This window comes from Pseudomonas sp. NPDC079367, from assembly GCF_044542195.1.
Taxonomy (GTDB): domain Bacteria; phylum Pseudomonadota; class Gammaproteobacteria; order Pseudomonadales; family Pseudomonadaceae; genus Aquipseudomonas.
This window is the reverse complement of the sequence record NZ_JBITTW010000006.1, coordinates 1-13900: the sequence shown is the minus strand read 5'-3', so window position 1 is coordinate 13900 and position 13900 is coordinate 1. Positions and strand designations below refer to the sequence as shown.

The window sequence follows — 13900 nt, the reverse complement described above, 5'->3', positions numbered from 1 at the left end:
GCTCCTGCATGGTGAAGGTCATGGCCGTGCAGAGGACATAGCTCATTTCGAACGTAAAAAAGGCGCCACTAGGGCGCCTAAGCCACCTCCCAAACCAAAGGAAAAACAAGGAGGCGGGATGTATCAGGTGGTCGAGCAATTGTTTACTGCACGTTAGAAACCCCTCGACTGACGGACATGATTTCATAAAGTGGATAACTTCAGGCTTTCCTGAAAATTACTTCTACGTCAGCGAGCAGTAAGCTAGTTTCGGACAAAGGAAAATTATGCAGTTCTTAAATAATTTTCATTGTCTAGCTTCCATGGGGGCAGTTGTCGGCCATGACCTTATATTCCACGGTGTTAAGCTTGCCCGTAGAGTCTTCATAGGTCATGCGTGAAGGAGCAACCCCACAGGTTTTATTGGCTTGCGTGACACTGACGACCTTCTGGATATCGAGGTTCATACCATATTCATAATGAACAACTTCAGGAGGAGTCTTGCCGTTCCTTGAGGCATATTGCTCCATTGCTTGTTGGTTCTCTTGCATCATTCGACCATACACGCGGTCACCGCCTCCTTCAGCCATGGCTAATGAAGATAAGGTCAAAATCGAAGCGGCGCAAAACGCTTTCACTGCTGTCATTGCTTTCATGATTTTCTCCTAAAGCTCAATTTACTGAGTTAAAGAGTAACAAGTGAAAGCTTTCAGAAAGCTGCCGCGAAGGTTACTAATGTGAAAGGTGGACGCTACCCCGCATTTACGCTTTCAAGCCAGATAGGATTTTTGTTAACACCCAAGGTTGGCAGACGGTGACGGAACAAAGATGCCCTCAAAAGCTTATTTGAACCGGTGGTCCCTCCCAATTCCTCGATACGCCGGTAGACCTGAGCAGGACCTCCGCGTCGACCCCGGTTCTTGCCAGGCTTTCCAGATCCCACTCGAAGAAACTGCAAAAAGCCAGGAAAACCTTGCTTGATACCGCTGAGGTCAATCTTACCGTCGAGTAATTCACGGGGAGCTTCATCCTGATGAGTTCAGAGACAGTCCACACTAAAGTTCTTAGACGGAAATGCCATACTGACTCCTGATGAATCTTGATCTGTTGATAAGTAAGAGGGAACCTCTGCTTGCGTAGATCCAGCTCATGAGGTAACGAACCTGGGAGCAGCGATTGTAAATTCCGAATGTTCACTCTCTTCGGATCTTTCGTAACTTTATACAGCTCATCTACGCCCGCTTCGATAAGGGCTGCATAGGCGTCGTCTCTTGAGTCGATGGACTTTTCGACCTTAACTGTAGCTTTTTTAGGTGCATGGAGTTTTGCCATTAACCATGCGTTATCATTTTCTAGAATCCATTGCGTAGGTTTGTACGCCTTCTTCCAGAGGTACTCGATATCGGCATCGGTACGTAGCGCTAAAAGCAACTCGATTTTTTGGCGATATCTAGTTTTTTGGCTTAGACGCGATTCTTCGACTTTGGGCGCTCGCGGAGAAACAGCGGCACTCAGCAGGATAGACTCATTTTTCAGAGCCTCTTCAAAGCCATCTGCACTGGAAAACAAGTGAAGAGCAATGATCAAATGCCGCGCGAGCGGCATATTTAGCTGACCTTTGTCTGATTTGAGCCGGATCCATTGCTCATGCTTCCCGGTGTTATAGGCCGGATCAATTTGCGCCAAAAGCTCGTCGCCGTAAGCGCTTTGGATGCTGTCGAACAGTTTTGCAATACCCGCATTTTTTCCGAAAATGAATCCGCGCTTCTTGCATTGGCGGACGTAGCACGAACTCAATACCGTACTGCCTATCGGAGGGATATTGCGTTGCAGGATATCGTGTGCGAACAGAGCGACTTTCTGTTCCATCTTTGACCCCTTGTGTATTGCTGCGCTGTTTAACGGGCTCCAGCCGCATGCACATGGCTCAGTCAGATTGGGAAGCAGCTTCAATTTACGGTAGAACGGGCGAGAGCACTCGGGGCAGGCATGGATCAATGCGTCGCCATGACGCCAACAGACGGCAACACCGGGTATCTGGTGAGATCGATGCCAGTAGGCAGAACCCCGCTCAATCAGATCTTCCTGAACGCAGGTAGGACAAAGCTTAGCCTTGCCATGGGTGGACTCTTCTCTGCGGGGCACCCGTACCACCCCGTCATAACCCAGTGGCCCTACGTCGTTCTCCGGCCCCTGCTTAACGCCAAGAAACGGCCGGTAAGCAGGAAAAGTAGTATTGCTACTGATCAACTCTGCGAGATTGCTCTCCGATTGCCCCGGCAGCCTGTGCGCGAGCCTCTCGATCTGCTTGGGTACGATGCCACCGATGCAAAAGGGTTTCGATGCGAACAAATCGCGATAGGTTTCCGTCGCGGTTCTGTTACCTGACAGATAGTGATATCGGGTGACACGAGAGTAAAGCATTTCATCCGGCATCGAAACGGGGAAAAATAATAGATCAGACATCATTTACCGATTAAAGGTAGGGCTCGAAGAGAATGTGCATCCGGGGGCAGTATATATGCAACCCCTAAAATTCTGCATCCGGTCTGGATTTGAAATGACAAGCCGCTCAACTTTGAATCGTAGTGAATTCATCTAAATCCTGCCGCGCCCGTATTCCTCGAATACAAAACACGTATCGATAAACCCGCGTAGGTCAGCCCATGCCGGTTGCAAAACTATTTCCGTTGATCGCGGGTTAGTACGTTTACATGCTGATCGTGATGATCCAGCGTATGCCGGACCTATTCTGGAGGGGAATTTTTTCATTAACAGAAAAATAATGGGTTTATGGTGAATTGATTTAGAACTTTTTAGATGGAGGGGGAATGCCCAGCTGGATTACAGCATGGGTCGAATGCTCGCGACCCTGTAGAGCGAAGAACGTGATACAGCCTTGCCCTCTGAGAGCAATTGGCGTCTAGCCCATCGCAGACGCCTATCGTGAAAGCCTTCGATTGGTTCACATACTTTTTCGAGCATTGCTGCACACAGAGGAAGCTTGCAAAGCTGCTTTTCGAAGCGAGAAAGAACATGAAGCTCCCGACCTATCCTGGTACGCGAAATGCGGACAGGCTTACCCGCAAGAGCATAAAGCGCGTCGGCACACTGACGGACTTCGCCGGCCAGTCTCGCATCGAGGGCAGCGAACATTTCGGTGCTATTTAGACGAGGCGTACGATGGGGGCTTGGGTTTGCAGTTGACTCCGAAAGCCACTGCTTATCGTGGCGATACAGCCACGCATACCCCCTGCATGCATGTGCTTTGTAAAATCGATAATCAGCCTCGAAAGCCGCGCGTCTTGCGCATAGCTCAGTGTGAAATCGTGCCTCCCTCCAAGCATCTTGCCCGCCGGGTACATTTCTGATGTGACGATAGACATACGCTGATGAAACGCCTAGAACGGCAGCGATCTTTTTGGCATCAGCTCCTTCAAGAGCATGTTGCCACACAGCGGCTGACGAACAGTCCAGGCCTTCACCAGGCATCACCGGAGAAAGGCGCGCGTGAAGCCGAATGTGAGCTTTCGGATCACATGCCACCGCCTCTTTCACTGGGCATTGACCATGAAGCAAGCTCACCATTTCAACGCCCAGAGCACCGGCCAATAAAATGTATTTGAGCGGATGGTGAGAGGTTATAGGCGTACGAAGCAGCTTCGTGACCCATGAGGCGGGTGTACCTGCACGAACATCTCCGAGTATAGAAAACTCCCATTCTCGCGGGAGTGCAGCAAAAAAATCGGCCATGTGCTGCGCCAGCATGTGCAGGTGCAAGCGATGGTTATCAGAAGCAAGGTTGAGCTGCGTTGCCCTGTGTAAAAGCGTGAAGCGCACCGCCTCCGCCGACAAAGCAGTGACGTCAGACTCGAGGACCTGAAGTGAGCGCAACGCTATTTCGTGAAGCGGTGGCATGCACCGCAACGGGGTGTCGAGAAGTACTGTGTGTGCTTGCACATTCTCATCATTGGGCAGATTGAGTTGTCGAGAGCTGCGGCTGGACCAGCGAGGATCAAGGATCCTGAGTGACGTACCGTGATGCGGACATACCAGCACGCCTGGAAGCATGTGGACCCTGTGCCAGTAAGCGACTCCCCGTTGAGCCTGATCTTGTGCGATACATTCTGGGCATAACCGCACTCGGGAGGCGAATCCAATACGGCTCGCGTTGACGCCCAGCTTCAACATCAAGCCTTTCCCATCAGCGGTCATCAGCGTCCGAGCGTGTTCGACCTGGCTCATCCTCAAAAACGGCGCATAGTAGGGTAATAATGTGTGGCGCATGAGGACCTCGGCTACCGATAGCTCAGTACCGCTGGGTAGCGCATCGACAAAATCCCCTAAATGACTCGGGAATGCCACATTTTGCGAAAAAGCTGCCGCCGATTTCAGTCCGGCAAATGCTGCTTGGCAATTACGAACACCGCAAAGACGGGCATAACGAGAAATCACGCTGTGCAGCGTCTCGTCGGGAAACGCGGCGGGGAAGAAATGGAGTTTAAGTTGCACTTCACCCCCCCTCCGACTCACGCTTTGTGATACATCGGTGAGAACTCAAACAGGTCCTCGTTGAGCCAGCCCGCAGCGCGCAGAGCGTCGAGGGGAGCGTCATGTTCGCTAAGCGCTTTAGCCTCTGAGTTTTCCACAGCAGTAGCAATCGGCGATGGGTGATCTTTCGCAAAAATGGTCGGAGATGGGTCTACCGGCTTCTCACGGGATACAACGCTTCGAAGCAAGGTGAGGCGATCCTCTCGTGCCAATCCATCGAAAACCATCATTTCGCTCAGCTGATCCTCAATCGGCAGCAAATCGTCAAACTGTCGCATCCGCTTCGGATCACGGCTACGCAGAGCTGAAAGGGCTGGCTTTAGAATCTGCATTTTTGAGTTGCTTACCTTCACCAGGATCTCGGCAGTCAAACACTCCGAGCCACTCTGGACCGCATAACGCTGACTCAATACCAGCAGCTTGACCAGGAAATCCGTGACGCCTTGAGTGTGCTCATACAGCGTGTCAAAAATCTCGTCGGTCAGCTCAGCCGTCTGTTTGCACCACTGATAGCTCCAGAGATTTTCGACCAACAACCGCCACTCCTCATCATCCTTTTCGAATCGTTTGAATTCGAGCGTACCAGCACCACAAACTCGGCGGGCAGTCCGCATGGCTTCTGAGAACAGGCTAATCGTCGAGTTCGTGCCACTGAAAACCACCGGGATACCGATGTTGTTTACCAAGTGCAGGAAAAAATTCAGCATGCTCTCCTTACCACCGGTTTTCGCCAGGTGGAGGTTTTGCAGCTCGTCGATCAACAAGGCGCCGATGAAAAACGTGCTGGCCACCTGCTCCATCTGTTGCAGCGCATCATTGATGTTTCGATGCCGGTAGCGCTTGTGGTAGTCCTTGTCTCCTAGAGCGTCTCCAACCGCATAAAAAAACTGCTGGCAAAATCCAGCCAGCGATCCATCCCGAGGGCAGTCAAGCTTCAGCCATGTGATTTGGGTATGAACAAACTGCTTTCCCTCATAGCGCTCATGACGGATTGTCTGTGGATAAAGGCTCAAGATGGCGTGGAGTGCCGTTGACTTGCCAATGCCGCTCAGGCCGACGACCGTAAACGTTTCTGCAGTGGACTTGAACGCATCGTGGTAACGCTGAGCTCCCGATAAAGAATGCAAATGCCGGACGGTAGCGGGCGACATCGGGTTACGCCCGACATACCCTCGACGGATGAGCAGTGAGAACAGGGCCTCCAGTTCCAGATGTAGCAAGAACGGCTGTACGACGGTTCTCAGCCTGTCGATACAGTGAATTCGAGTGGCTCCTTCGAGCGTCAGCTCTTTCGGATCCACCGGCTGAGGAAAGTTCGAAATCAGTTCAACAGCCGCCGCCTCCGACAATATCGGAGGCAAAGCTTCGATAAGCGGGTTACCCGCATACTCACTAATGTCCTGTCTGACGTAATTGGCAAACGTCTGTGCACCTTTCATTTTGCCTGTCCTGGCCGAATTCTTTTGAGCAAATCGATAACCTGAGCGGTGCGCTCACCGGCATATGAATCATGCGCTTTCTGTGTCGTTTCAGATTGAAGTGAAGCTGGCTCCACCCTGACGCCTTCAGGAACAACCGCATTTTCACGCTCGCGGAGACGTTCTTCTGCGCGGTTCTCGCGGATGTTTCCAGTGGCCTCTGCCTTAGTAGGCGGAGCAGGTTCCTGTTTTCGTTCTGCGAGCGCGTGACTGATGATCTGGTGGACCTGATCGCTAAGCTGCACACGGCTTTCCAGCTCAGCTCGACGGCGAGTAGGCGGTTTTTGGCGATAGGCTTCGAGCAGATCAAAAATCTCGTCCGAGCGATAATTCGCGTAACCGGCATCCGATCGTCGAAGATCACAACGGATAAACTGCTTGGCCTCTCCTTGAATCCAAATGTGTGCCGCAGAGTTCGGATCGAACCAACACTCTATTGACCAAACGCCCCCTTTGCGAGCCTTGGCAAACCAATCTTTCTCTATGGCCATATCACACACGTAGTGCATGCCGCGAAACATCACTCCGCCCTTTTGAACGGTCGCGCGCTCACGCGGTAAAAGGTGGAGATAAACCAGCTCGTCGGGACGTTTGTTGGATTCGATCAGGTCGTTGTCGCAGGCCCAATTCCATATACCGTTAGGCGTAGGTTCTACGCCGTCATTCATCATCGCTTGAGTCAGTCGGTCAGGCTGTCGATGGTGACGGTTATAGTGGAGCACGCAATTGATGAGGATTTGGGTGAACTCTTTGAGGTTCAGCGTGGCATCGAGCCGGTAATCTCGCTCGCCGCGCTCTTTGTCCCGCGCAGCTACCCCGCCAGGTAGCCACCTGATACCCGTCAAATCATTCAAAATGCCAAACCGACTTTCTACCATAGGCTTCCAATCAGGCCGATAAGGTGGGGCAGTGCCCATCTCAATTCCCAACCCTGAGGATAACCCCTCTGCTGCGAGTGACAGCATCTCTCCCCGGTCGGCGTAAATCTGGTGGGGCAGGTGGTGACAATTCCAATCATCTGCATTGATGTCAACGCCGTTCTGAGCGCAGAACTCGACTTTGGAGGTAAACGCGTTGAACAGCGCTTGTCTCGCCCCATTCCAACTAGGGCCCTCCAATCCTACATAGAGACCAGCAATTATTCCGGAGAAACTATCCACTACGATATAAACAACGGGCCGACCAATGAGCATCCGTCTAGAGTAGCTGTTGACCAAATAAATATCGGCAATCGTTGCGTCGATTTCGAACTGATGACAGGGTCCACGCAGCCAATCTCGAACGGTACCTGAAAGCGGACGGCAATCCTTTAACCACCTCCTCAACCCTTTACGGCCACGCTCGGTTTCAATCTCGTCGAAAAAAATCTGTCCCCAATATTGGAACTGCCTCAAGCTGGGGAGTTCTGAACCAGGCAACAAACGAAGCTCTTCTTCACTGTTTTTAGAGATGTCTCGAACAGAGTAGAATCGTCTCAACATTTCGTCATATGCGCTCGAAATAGATGATTTCTTATCTCTTACATAAAGAGCATATCCAACACGGATGCATCGTTTATCAACTGCACTGAGCATCTTGGAAGGCGAAGTAAGAACGCCTTGAAATTTAGGCTTTCGCCCTGGTGGCCTGCTCGGATCATATTTTCTATCGGCAACACCTACCGCCGTATAATTATTAAGCAATGAGTTGCGAACTTGACCATAAAACCAATATCGGTAAAGAAGCCGATAGATCGTTTTCCGCTGGATTCCGAGCTCTGACGCCCGTCTGCTAACAAGCCGGCCTAACTCACCTCGTACAAATATTTGTCCCGGGTATTCAGGATCTAATAGAGGGGCGATGACGGCCCACTTTTCGTCCCGGCCTTGCTTGGCTCTCTCATCCAACTGTTCCTCAAGCACAAGCATAAACTCGGGCGTGGTGATGGCTGCTGGTTTGGTGTGACCAGACGCTATCGAGCGACGCAGCTCATCCAGACCAACCGCGTACGGCTGCCGGGGTGGGTCAGCTAGATCCATCAAAACTGCTAAGTCATGCGTTTCATCCTGGTAAAGGAGCCTGGCTATCGTAGCAATGACCGACAGATCGGTTACAGGCTCGAAAACGTCATTAACGAGAACAGTCATGATAATTTCTCCTTCAACGATACTTGGACAGGGCCCGGTGAAACTTCGAAGCCAGGAACTAGACCAGTAAGGTGGAGAGGAGTGTTAACCAAATCGATTTTCAGTATCTTGTTCCAAACCAGATGAAAGAAAATTGCTTGAGCGTCTATATAGGAAATGGACAGAAGTGATGCTATTTTTCTTAGACAGGTGGCCAAGGTCCACGAATATTCCCGGCTGTTTACAAGGCACTCGATAAAACTCGAATGCAACGGCGCTTTCATTAAATCACGAGAGAGCTTCGAGTACCTCCTGATTAGTCCAAGATTTTTAATCAAATCTCGTGTAAAAAACTCGTCTGTTACGATTTTCCAATCAACACCTTGGCTTTCCCAAAAACGCTTTTCAATTTCAAGTTTTTCAAGCGTTCTTTTACTTCCATTGCCAATTAAATCGGAACGATACTTCACCGTCCTAGCTACCGATTTGAAGTTTCCGCTCGGGTCCTTAACAGTTAACAGGAAGTCTGTTGTCATCACATAAGGCAGTGTTGTTCTAGGGTATCTTGGATAGCGTACATCGATCGCCGACGCTATCGCTTGCGCACGCTCTGTGGGTAGTAAAGGGTATTGCTCCCGTATATCCACGACGTCTTCAGAAAATTCACACACAAGGAAGTACGAACGCTCGAGATCTGACAGGAGGTGATGAATCCTCTCGATCTTCACGCCTTGAATCTTGTGCGAACGACCTATCGACGGGACATCTTGTACCCGCAGCCAAGGCACGTAGCTTGCCCCGGCGCCTTCGCCAAATCCATTTGCAATGTGCCGTTCAATGTCCTGCTGTGATGCAAACTTACGACCTCGCAACCCACGCCTCCTCAGTCGATGCGGACCGCTTCACCTCGCGCCGAGAAAAAGTCGTAGAAGGACACGACCGGCAAAGCGGCCGTATACAAAACGTTTTCTAGACTACACCCGCTGAAAGTTGAAGCGATGATTCCAGACCAAAGGGAAAGCCTGGAAAGGAAAACCCCCGTAGATACGGGGGTTTGAGCCTTGTGTCAATCTATGTTCGCCAGTGTCAAACTTTATTGTTTTGTGTCAATCTTTATTGTTAAAAACCAACTGCGCGATGTCCCAATGCTTGTTCGTGATGAAAACCGGATGCCTGACCCAGCGTCAATCTACGGTGGATAACTTATTCCACCGTGACGGATTTCGCCAGATTTCGAGGCTGGTCGACATCAGTGCCCTTGAGCACGGCGACGTAGTACGACAGCAGTTGCAGGGGGATCGTATAAAGGATCGGCGAGAGGATGTCGTGAATGTGCGGCATCTGCACCACGTGAGTGCCTTCGCCGTTAGTCATGGCAGCCTTCTCGTCTGCGAACACGATCAGCTCGCCGCCACGGGCGCGGACTTCCTGCAGGTTGGACTTGAGCTTTTCCAGCAGTTCGTTGTTCGGCGCGACCGTGACCACCGGCATGTCGTTATCCACAAGCGCCAGCGGGCCGTGTTTGAGCTCGCCAGCCGGATAGGCTTCGGCGTGGATGTAAGAAATTTCCTTGAGCTTCAAGGCGCCTTCCATCGCTACCGGGAATTGCGCGCCTCGGCCGAGGAACAGCGTGTGGTTTTTCTCGGCGAACAGCTCGGCGATTTTCTCCACGGTGCTGTCCATTGCCAGCGCTTCGCCCAACCGAGTCGGCAGGCGACGCAACTCTTCAACCAGCGTGGCTTCAACACCGTTGGCTAACGTGCCACGTACTTGCCCCAGCGACAGAGTCAGCAGCAACAGGCCGACCAGTTGCGTGGTGAACGCTTTGGTCGAAGCCACACCGATTTCGCGGCCGGCCTGGGTCAGCAGGGTCAGATCGGATTCGCGCACCAGCGAGCTGATGCCGACGTTGCAAATGGCCAGGCTGGCGAGGAAGCCCAGCTCCTTGGCGTTGCGCAATGCGGCCAGGGTGTCAGCGGTTTCGCCGGACTGTGAAATGGTCACGAACAACGTATCCGGCTGCACGACCACCTTGCGATAACGGAATTCGCTGGCGACTTCGACCTGGCACGGGATACCGGCCAATTCTTCGAGCCAGTAACGCGCGACCATGCCGGCGTGATAGCTGGTGCCGCAGGCGACGATCTGCACATTGCGTACTTTGGCGAACAGCTCGGCGGCCTGGGGACCAAAGGCCTGCACCAGCACCTGATTGCTGCTCAGGCGACCTTCGAGGGTGCGCTGGACCACGGTCGGTTGCTCGTGAATTTCCTTGAGCATGTAGTGGCGGAACTCGCCCTTGTCAGCGGCTTCGGCGCCGTCGGTGTACTGCACGGTCTGGCGCTCGACGGCGGTGCCGTTCACGTCCCAGATCTGCACGCTGTCGCGACGGATTTCAGCGATATCGCCTTCTTCCAGGTACATGAAACGGTCAGTGACCTGACGCAGAGCGAGTTGGTCGGAAGCGAGGAAGTTCTCGCCCAGACCCAGGCCGATCACCAGTGGGCTGCCACTGCGCGCGGCAACCAGACGATCAGGTTGCCGGGCATTGATCACCGCCAGACCGTAGGCGCCGTGCAGTTCCTTGACGGTCGCTTTGAGCGCGGCGGTCAGGTCCGGTTGTTCTTTGAGCTTGTGGGTCAGCAAGTGCGCGATCACTTCGGTATCGGTGTCGGAGCTGAACGCGTAGCCCAGCGCTTTGAGTTGTTCGCGCAGGGGTTCGTGGTTCTCGATGATGCCGTTGTGCACCACCGCGATGTCACCGGAAAAATGCGGGTGAGCGTTGCGTTCGCACGGCGCGCCATGGGTGGCCCAACGGGTGTGGGCAATACCAAGACGGCCGGCCAGCGGCTGCTCGGCCAACGCGGTTTCCAGTTCGCTGACCTTGCCCGGACGGCGCATGCGTTCCAGGGTTTCATCGTTGGTATAAATCGCCACGCCGGCGCTGTCATAGCCGCGGTATTCGAGGCGCTTCAGGCCTTCGAGAAGGATGGCGGTGATGTTACGTTCAGCTACAGCGCCGACAATGCCACACATGGTTATTTCTCCTGACTGACAGCCGCACAGATCAACGTGATCCCGCGGGCCTGAAGCTGATCGCGTGCCTCTTGCGGCAGGCGATCATCGGTAATGAGGGTATGGACGCTGCTCCAGGGCAGCTCCAGGTTGGGAATCTTGCGGCCGATCTTGTCGGCCTCGACCATCACAATGACTTCGCGCGCGACGTCGGCCATCACTCGGCTGAGGCCGAGCAGTTCATTGAAAGTGGTGGTGCCGCGCACCAGATCGATGCCGTCGGCGCCGATGAACAGTTGATCGAAGTCGTAGGAGCGCAGTACCTGCTCGGCGACCTGGCCCTGAAAGGATTCCGAATGCGGATCCCAGGTACCGCCGGTCATCAATAGCACCGGCTCGTGTTCGAGTTCGCTCAGGGCATTGGCGACATGCAGGGAATTGGTCATCACCACCAGGCCAGGTTGCTGGCCCAGTTCGGGAATCATCGCCGCGGTGGTGCTGCCACTGTCGATGATGATGCGTGCGTGTTCGCGGATGCGTTTGACCGCCGCACGGGCAATCGCCTGTTTGTACTTGGAAATACTCTGCGCGGTTTCCGCGACCAGCTCTTGCGGCATGGTGATCGCCCCGCCATAGCGACGTAGCAACAGACCATGGGTTTCCAGCGCCGCGAGATCCTTGCGAATCGTAACTTCGGAAGTTTCGAAACGCTTGGCCAGCTCATCCACACTGACTTCGCCCTGCTCGTTGAGCAAGGCGAGGATGTTATGGCGACGCTGAGGAGTATTGCGCTTGGACATGGCGGCCTAAGTTTCGATTCGAAAGATAACGCAAGCAATGAAACTCTATCGAAAGGTTGCCGTCAAGTCGCAAGGAGAAAAATTCAGAATGCTTGAAATTAGGTGGGAGCGAGCCTGCTCGCGAAAGCGGTGGATCATTCAACTTGGTGTTGACTGACATGACGCCTTCGCGAAGCCCGCTTCCACACTGAATTGGCGTGGCTAAAGTGAGGCTGTGGATAAATCAGGACTTTTTGATTTTTTCCGGCCGCTTCCAGCCGTCGATGTTCTTCTGACGTGCTCGTCCAACCGCCAACTGGGCGTTATCCACATTCTGCGTGATGGTCGAGCCGGCTGCGGTAGTCGCACCGTGGGAGATATCCACAGGCGCCACCAGCGAGTTGTTCGAGCCGATGAATACGTCAGCACCTAACACGGTTTTCCACTTGTTGGCGCCATCGTAGTTGCAGGTGATGGTGCCGGCACCGATGTTGGTGCGTGCGCCGATTTCGGCATCGCCCAGGTAGGTCAGGTGGCCAGCCTTGGCACCCTCGCCCATGTGCGCGTTTTTCAGCTCAACGAAGTTACCCACATGGGCGCGAGCCTCGAGTACCGTGCCCGGGCGCAAACGCGCGAAAGGGCCAGCGTCGCTGCCCTCGCCCAGAATGGCGCCTTCGATATGGCTGTTGGCCTTGATCACCACGCCTTTGCGCAGGGTGCTGTCCTTGATTACACAGTTCGGGCCGATCTCAACGTCGTCTTCGATGACCACCTTGCCTTCGAGAATCACGTTGATGTCGATCAGCACATCGCGGCCTACGCTGACTTCACCACGCACATCGAAACGCGCCGGGTCACGCAGGGTCACCCCTTGGGCCATCAGGCGACGGCCGGCGCGCAGCTGATAATGACGCTCCAGTTCAGAAAGCTGCTTGCGATCATTGGCGCCCTGCACTTCCATCGGGTCGTGGGGTTGTTCGGTGGCCACCACCAAGCCGTCGCTGACAGCCATCTCGATCACGTCGGTGAGGTAGTACTCGCCCTGCGCGTTGTTGTTCGACAGGCGACTCATCCAGTCCGCCAGACGATTGGCCGGCACGGCGAGGATGCCGGTGTTGCCTTCGGTGATCGCACGTTGCGCTTCGCTGGCGTCCTTGTGTTCGACGATCGCCGCAACCTTGCCGTCCGCATCGCGCACAATGCGGCCGTAACCGGTCGGGTCATCCAGTTGCACGGTGAGCAAGCCCATTTGTCCGGCCACGACATGCTTGAGCAGACGTTGCAGCGTTTCGACTTCAATCAATGGCACGTCACCGTAAAGGATCAGCACGGTGTCCGCATTGATGAACGGCACGGCCTGAGCGGTGGCATGACCCGTGCCGAGCTGCTTGTCCTGCAGCACGAAATTCAGGTCGTCAGCCGCCAGGCGCTCACGCACCACATCGGCCCCGTGACCGATCACGACGTGAATGCGCTGTGGATCCAGTTGCCGAGCGCTGTGGATAACATGGCCGAGCATGGAGTTGCCGGCAATCGGGTGCAGCACCTTGGGCAGCGCCGAGCGCATACGAGTGCCTTGACCGGCCGCGAGGATAACGATTTCAAGAGACATGACTGGCTACCAATCCTGGGTGGTCAGCGACTGCGACCGGGGTTTGAATTCGGAAAAGAAAAAAGGGTAGCCGAGGCTACCCTTTTTTATCAATCGCACAACAAGCGGCTGACGGATTAACCGCCAAACTTCTTGCGGATCTGCTGGACGGTGCGCAGCTGAGCTGCTGCCTCGGCCAGACGAGTGGCAGCGGCGCCGTAATCGAAGTCCGCGCCTTTTTCGTTCAGGGCATTCTCGGCAGCCTTGAGAGCGGCCTGCGCCTGAGCTTCATCCAGGTCAGCAGCACGTTGCACGGTATCGGCAAGTACCTTGACCATGTTCGGCTGAACCTCGAGGAAACCACCGGAGATGTAGAACACCTCGGCTTCCCCGCCTTGCTTG

At 53.9% G+C, this 13900-nt stretch carries 10 protein-coding genes; all 10 read right to left on the bottom strand.

What is annotated here, in order from left to right:
• Positions 1–293: 293 nt before the first annotated feature.
• Positions 294–626: a DUF2790 domain-containing protein gene (locus ACIGDJ_RS09090; RefSeq protein WP_039593249.1), complete on the bottom strand. Its 333-nt coding sequence runs from the start codon at positions 624–626 to the stop codon at positions 294–296.
• A gap of 187 nt (positions 627–813) precedes the next feature.
• Entirely contained in the window at positions 814–2445 is a 1632-nt protein-coding gene (locus ACIGDJ_RS09085; RefSeq protein ID WP_230082024.1) for a TniQ family protein, read from the bottom strand.
• Between the two features lie 378 nt (positions 2446–2823).
• Positions 2824–4491, bottom strand: a complete 1668-nt coding sequence (locus tag ACIGDJ_RS09080) for a TnsD family Tn7-like transposition protein (RefSeq protein ID WP_082060923.1) — start codon at positions 4489–4491, stop codon at positions 2824–2826.
• A 17-nt stretch (positions 4492–4508) separates the two neighbouring features.
• The gene (locus ACIGDJ_RS09075; RefSeq protein ID WP_019816907.1) at positions 4509–5969 is read right to left on the bottom strand and encodes an ATP-binding protein; all 1461 of its coding nucleotides are present in this window, start codon (positions 5967–5969) and stop codon (positions 4509–4511) included.
• The gene (locus tag ACIGDJ_RS09070; RefSeq protein ID WP_045061251.1) at positions 5966–8134 is read right to left on the bottom strand and encodes a Mu transposase C-terminal domain-containing protein; all 2169 of its coding nucleotides are present in this window, start codon (positions 8132–8134) and stop codon (positions 5966–5968) included. The genes ACIGDJ_RS09075 and ACIGDJ_RS09070 overlap by 4 nt, the downstream gene beginning before the upstream one ends.
• Entirely contained in the window at positions 8131–8985 is an 855-nt protein-coding gene (locus ACIGDJ_RS09065) for a TnsA endonuclease N-terminal domain-containing protein (RefSeq protein WP_045061250.1), read from the bottom strand. Before ACIGDJ_RS09065 ends, ACIGDJ_RS09070 begins: the two co-directional genes overlap by 4 nt.
• Before the next feature lie 331 nt (positions 8986–9316).
• A complete protein-coding gene (gene glmS, locus ACIGDJ_RS09060; protein ID WP_397478710.1) occupies positions 9317–11149 on the bottom strand; it encodes a glutamine--fructose-6-phosphate transaminase (isomerizing) in 1833 nt (610 codons plus the stop codon).
• A gap of 2 nt (positions 11150–11151) precedes the next feature.
• Positions 11152–11928, bottom strand: a complete 777-nt coding sequence (locus tag ACIGDJ_RS09055; protein ID WP_101159744.1) for a DeoR/GlpR family DNA-binding transcription regulator — start codon at positions 11926–11928, stop codon at positions 11152–11154.
• Between the two features lie 223 nt (positions 11929–12151).
• On the bottom strand, positions 12152–13519 hold the full coding sequence (glmU, locus tag ACIGDJ_RS09050; RefSeq protein ID WP_313000303.1) for a bifunctional UDP-N-acetylglucosamine diphosphorylase/glucosamine-1-phosphate N-acetyltransferase GlmU: 1368 nt from the start codon (positions 13517–13519) through the stop codon (positions 12152–12154).
• Positions 13520–13635: 116 nt separating this feature from the next.
• On the bottom strand, positions 13636–13900 hold a 265-nt coding region (gene atpC, locus ACIGDJ_RS09045), incomplete at its 5' end, for an ATP synthase F1 subunit epsilon (protein ID WP_397504541.1).

What these genes read in the sequence shown, in the direction of transcription:
- ACIGDJ_RS09090 (WP_039593249.1), bottom strand. Translation starts at nt 626, where the DNA reads ATGACAGCAGTGAAAGCGTTTTGCGCCGCTTCGATTTTGACCTTATCT.
- ACIGDJ_RS09085 (WP_230082024.1), bottom strand. Translation starts at nt 2,445, where the DNA reads ATGTCTGATCTATTATTTTTCCCCGTTTCGATGCCGGATGAAATGCTT.
- ACIGDJ_RS09075 (WP_019816907.1), bottom strand. Translation starts at nt 5,969, where the DNA reads ATGAAAGGTGCACAGACGTTTGCCAATTACGTCAGACAGGACATTAGT.
- ACIGDJ_RS09070 (WP_045061251.1), bottom strand. Translation starts at nt 8,134, where the DNA reads ATGACTGTTCTCGTTAATGACGTTTTCGAGCCTGTAACCGATCTGTCG.
- glmS (WP_397478710.1), bottom strand. Translation starts at nt 11,149, where the DNA reads ATGTGTGGCATTGTCGGCGCTGTAGCTGAACGTAACATCACCGCCATC.
- ACIGDJ_RS09055 (WP_101159744.1), bottom strand. Translation starts at nt 11,928, where the DNA reads ATGTCCAAGCGCAATACTCCTCAGCGTCGCCATAACATCCTCGCCTTG.
- glmU (WP_313000303.1), bottom strand. Translation starts at nt 13,519, where the DNA reads ATGTCTCTTGAAATCGTTATCCTCGCGGCCGGTCAAGGCACTCGTATG.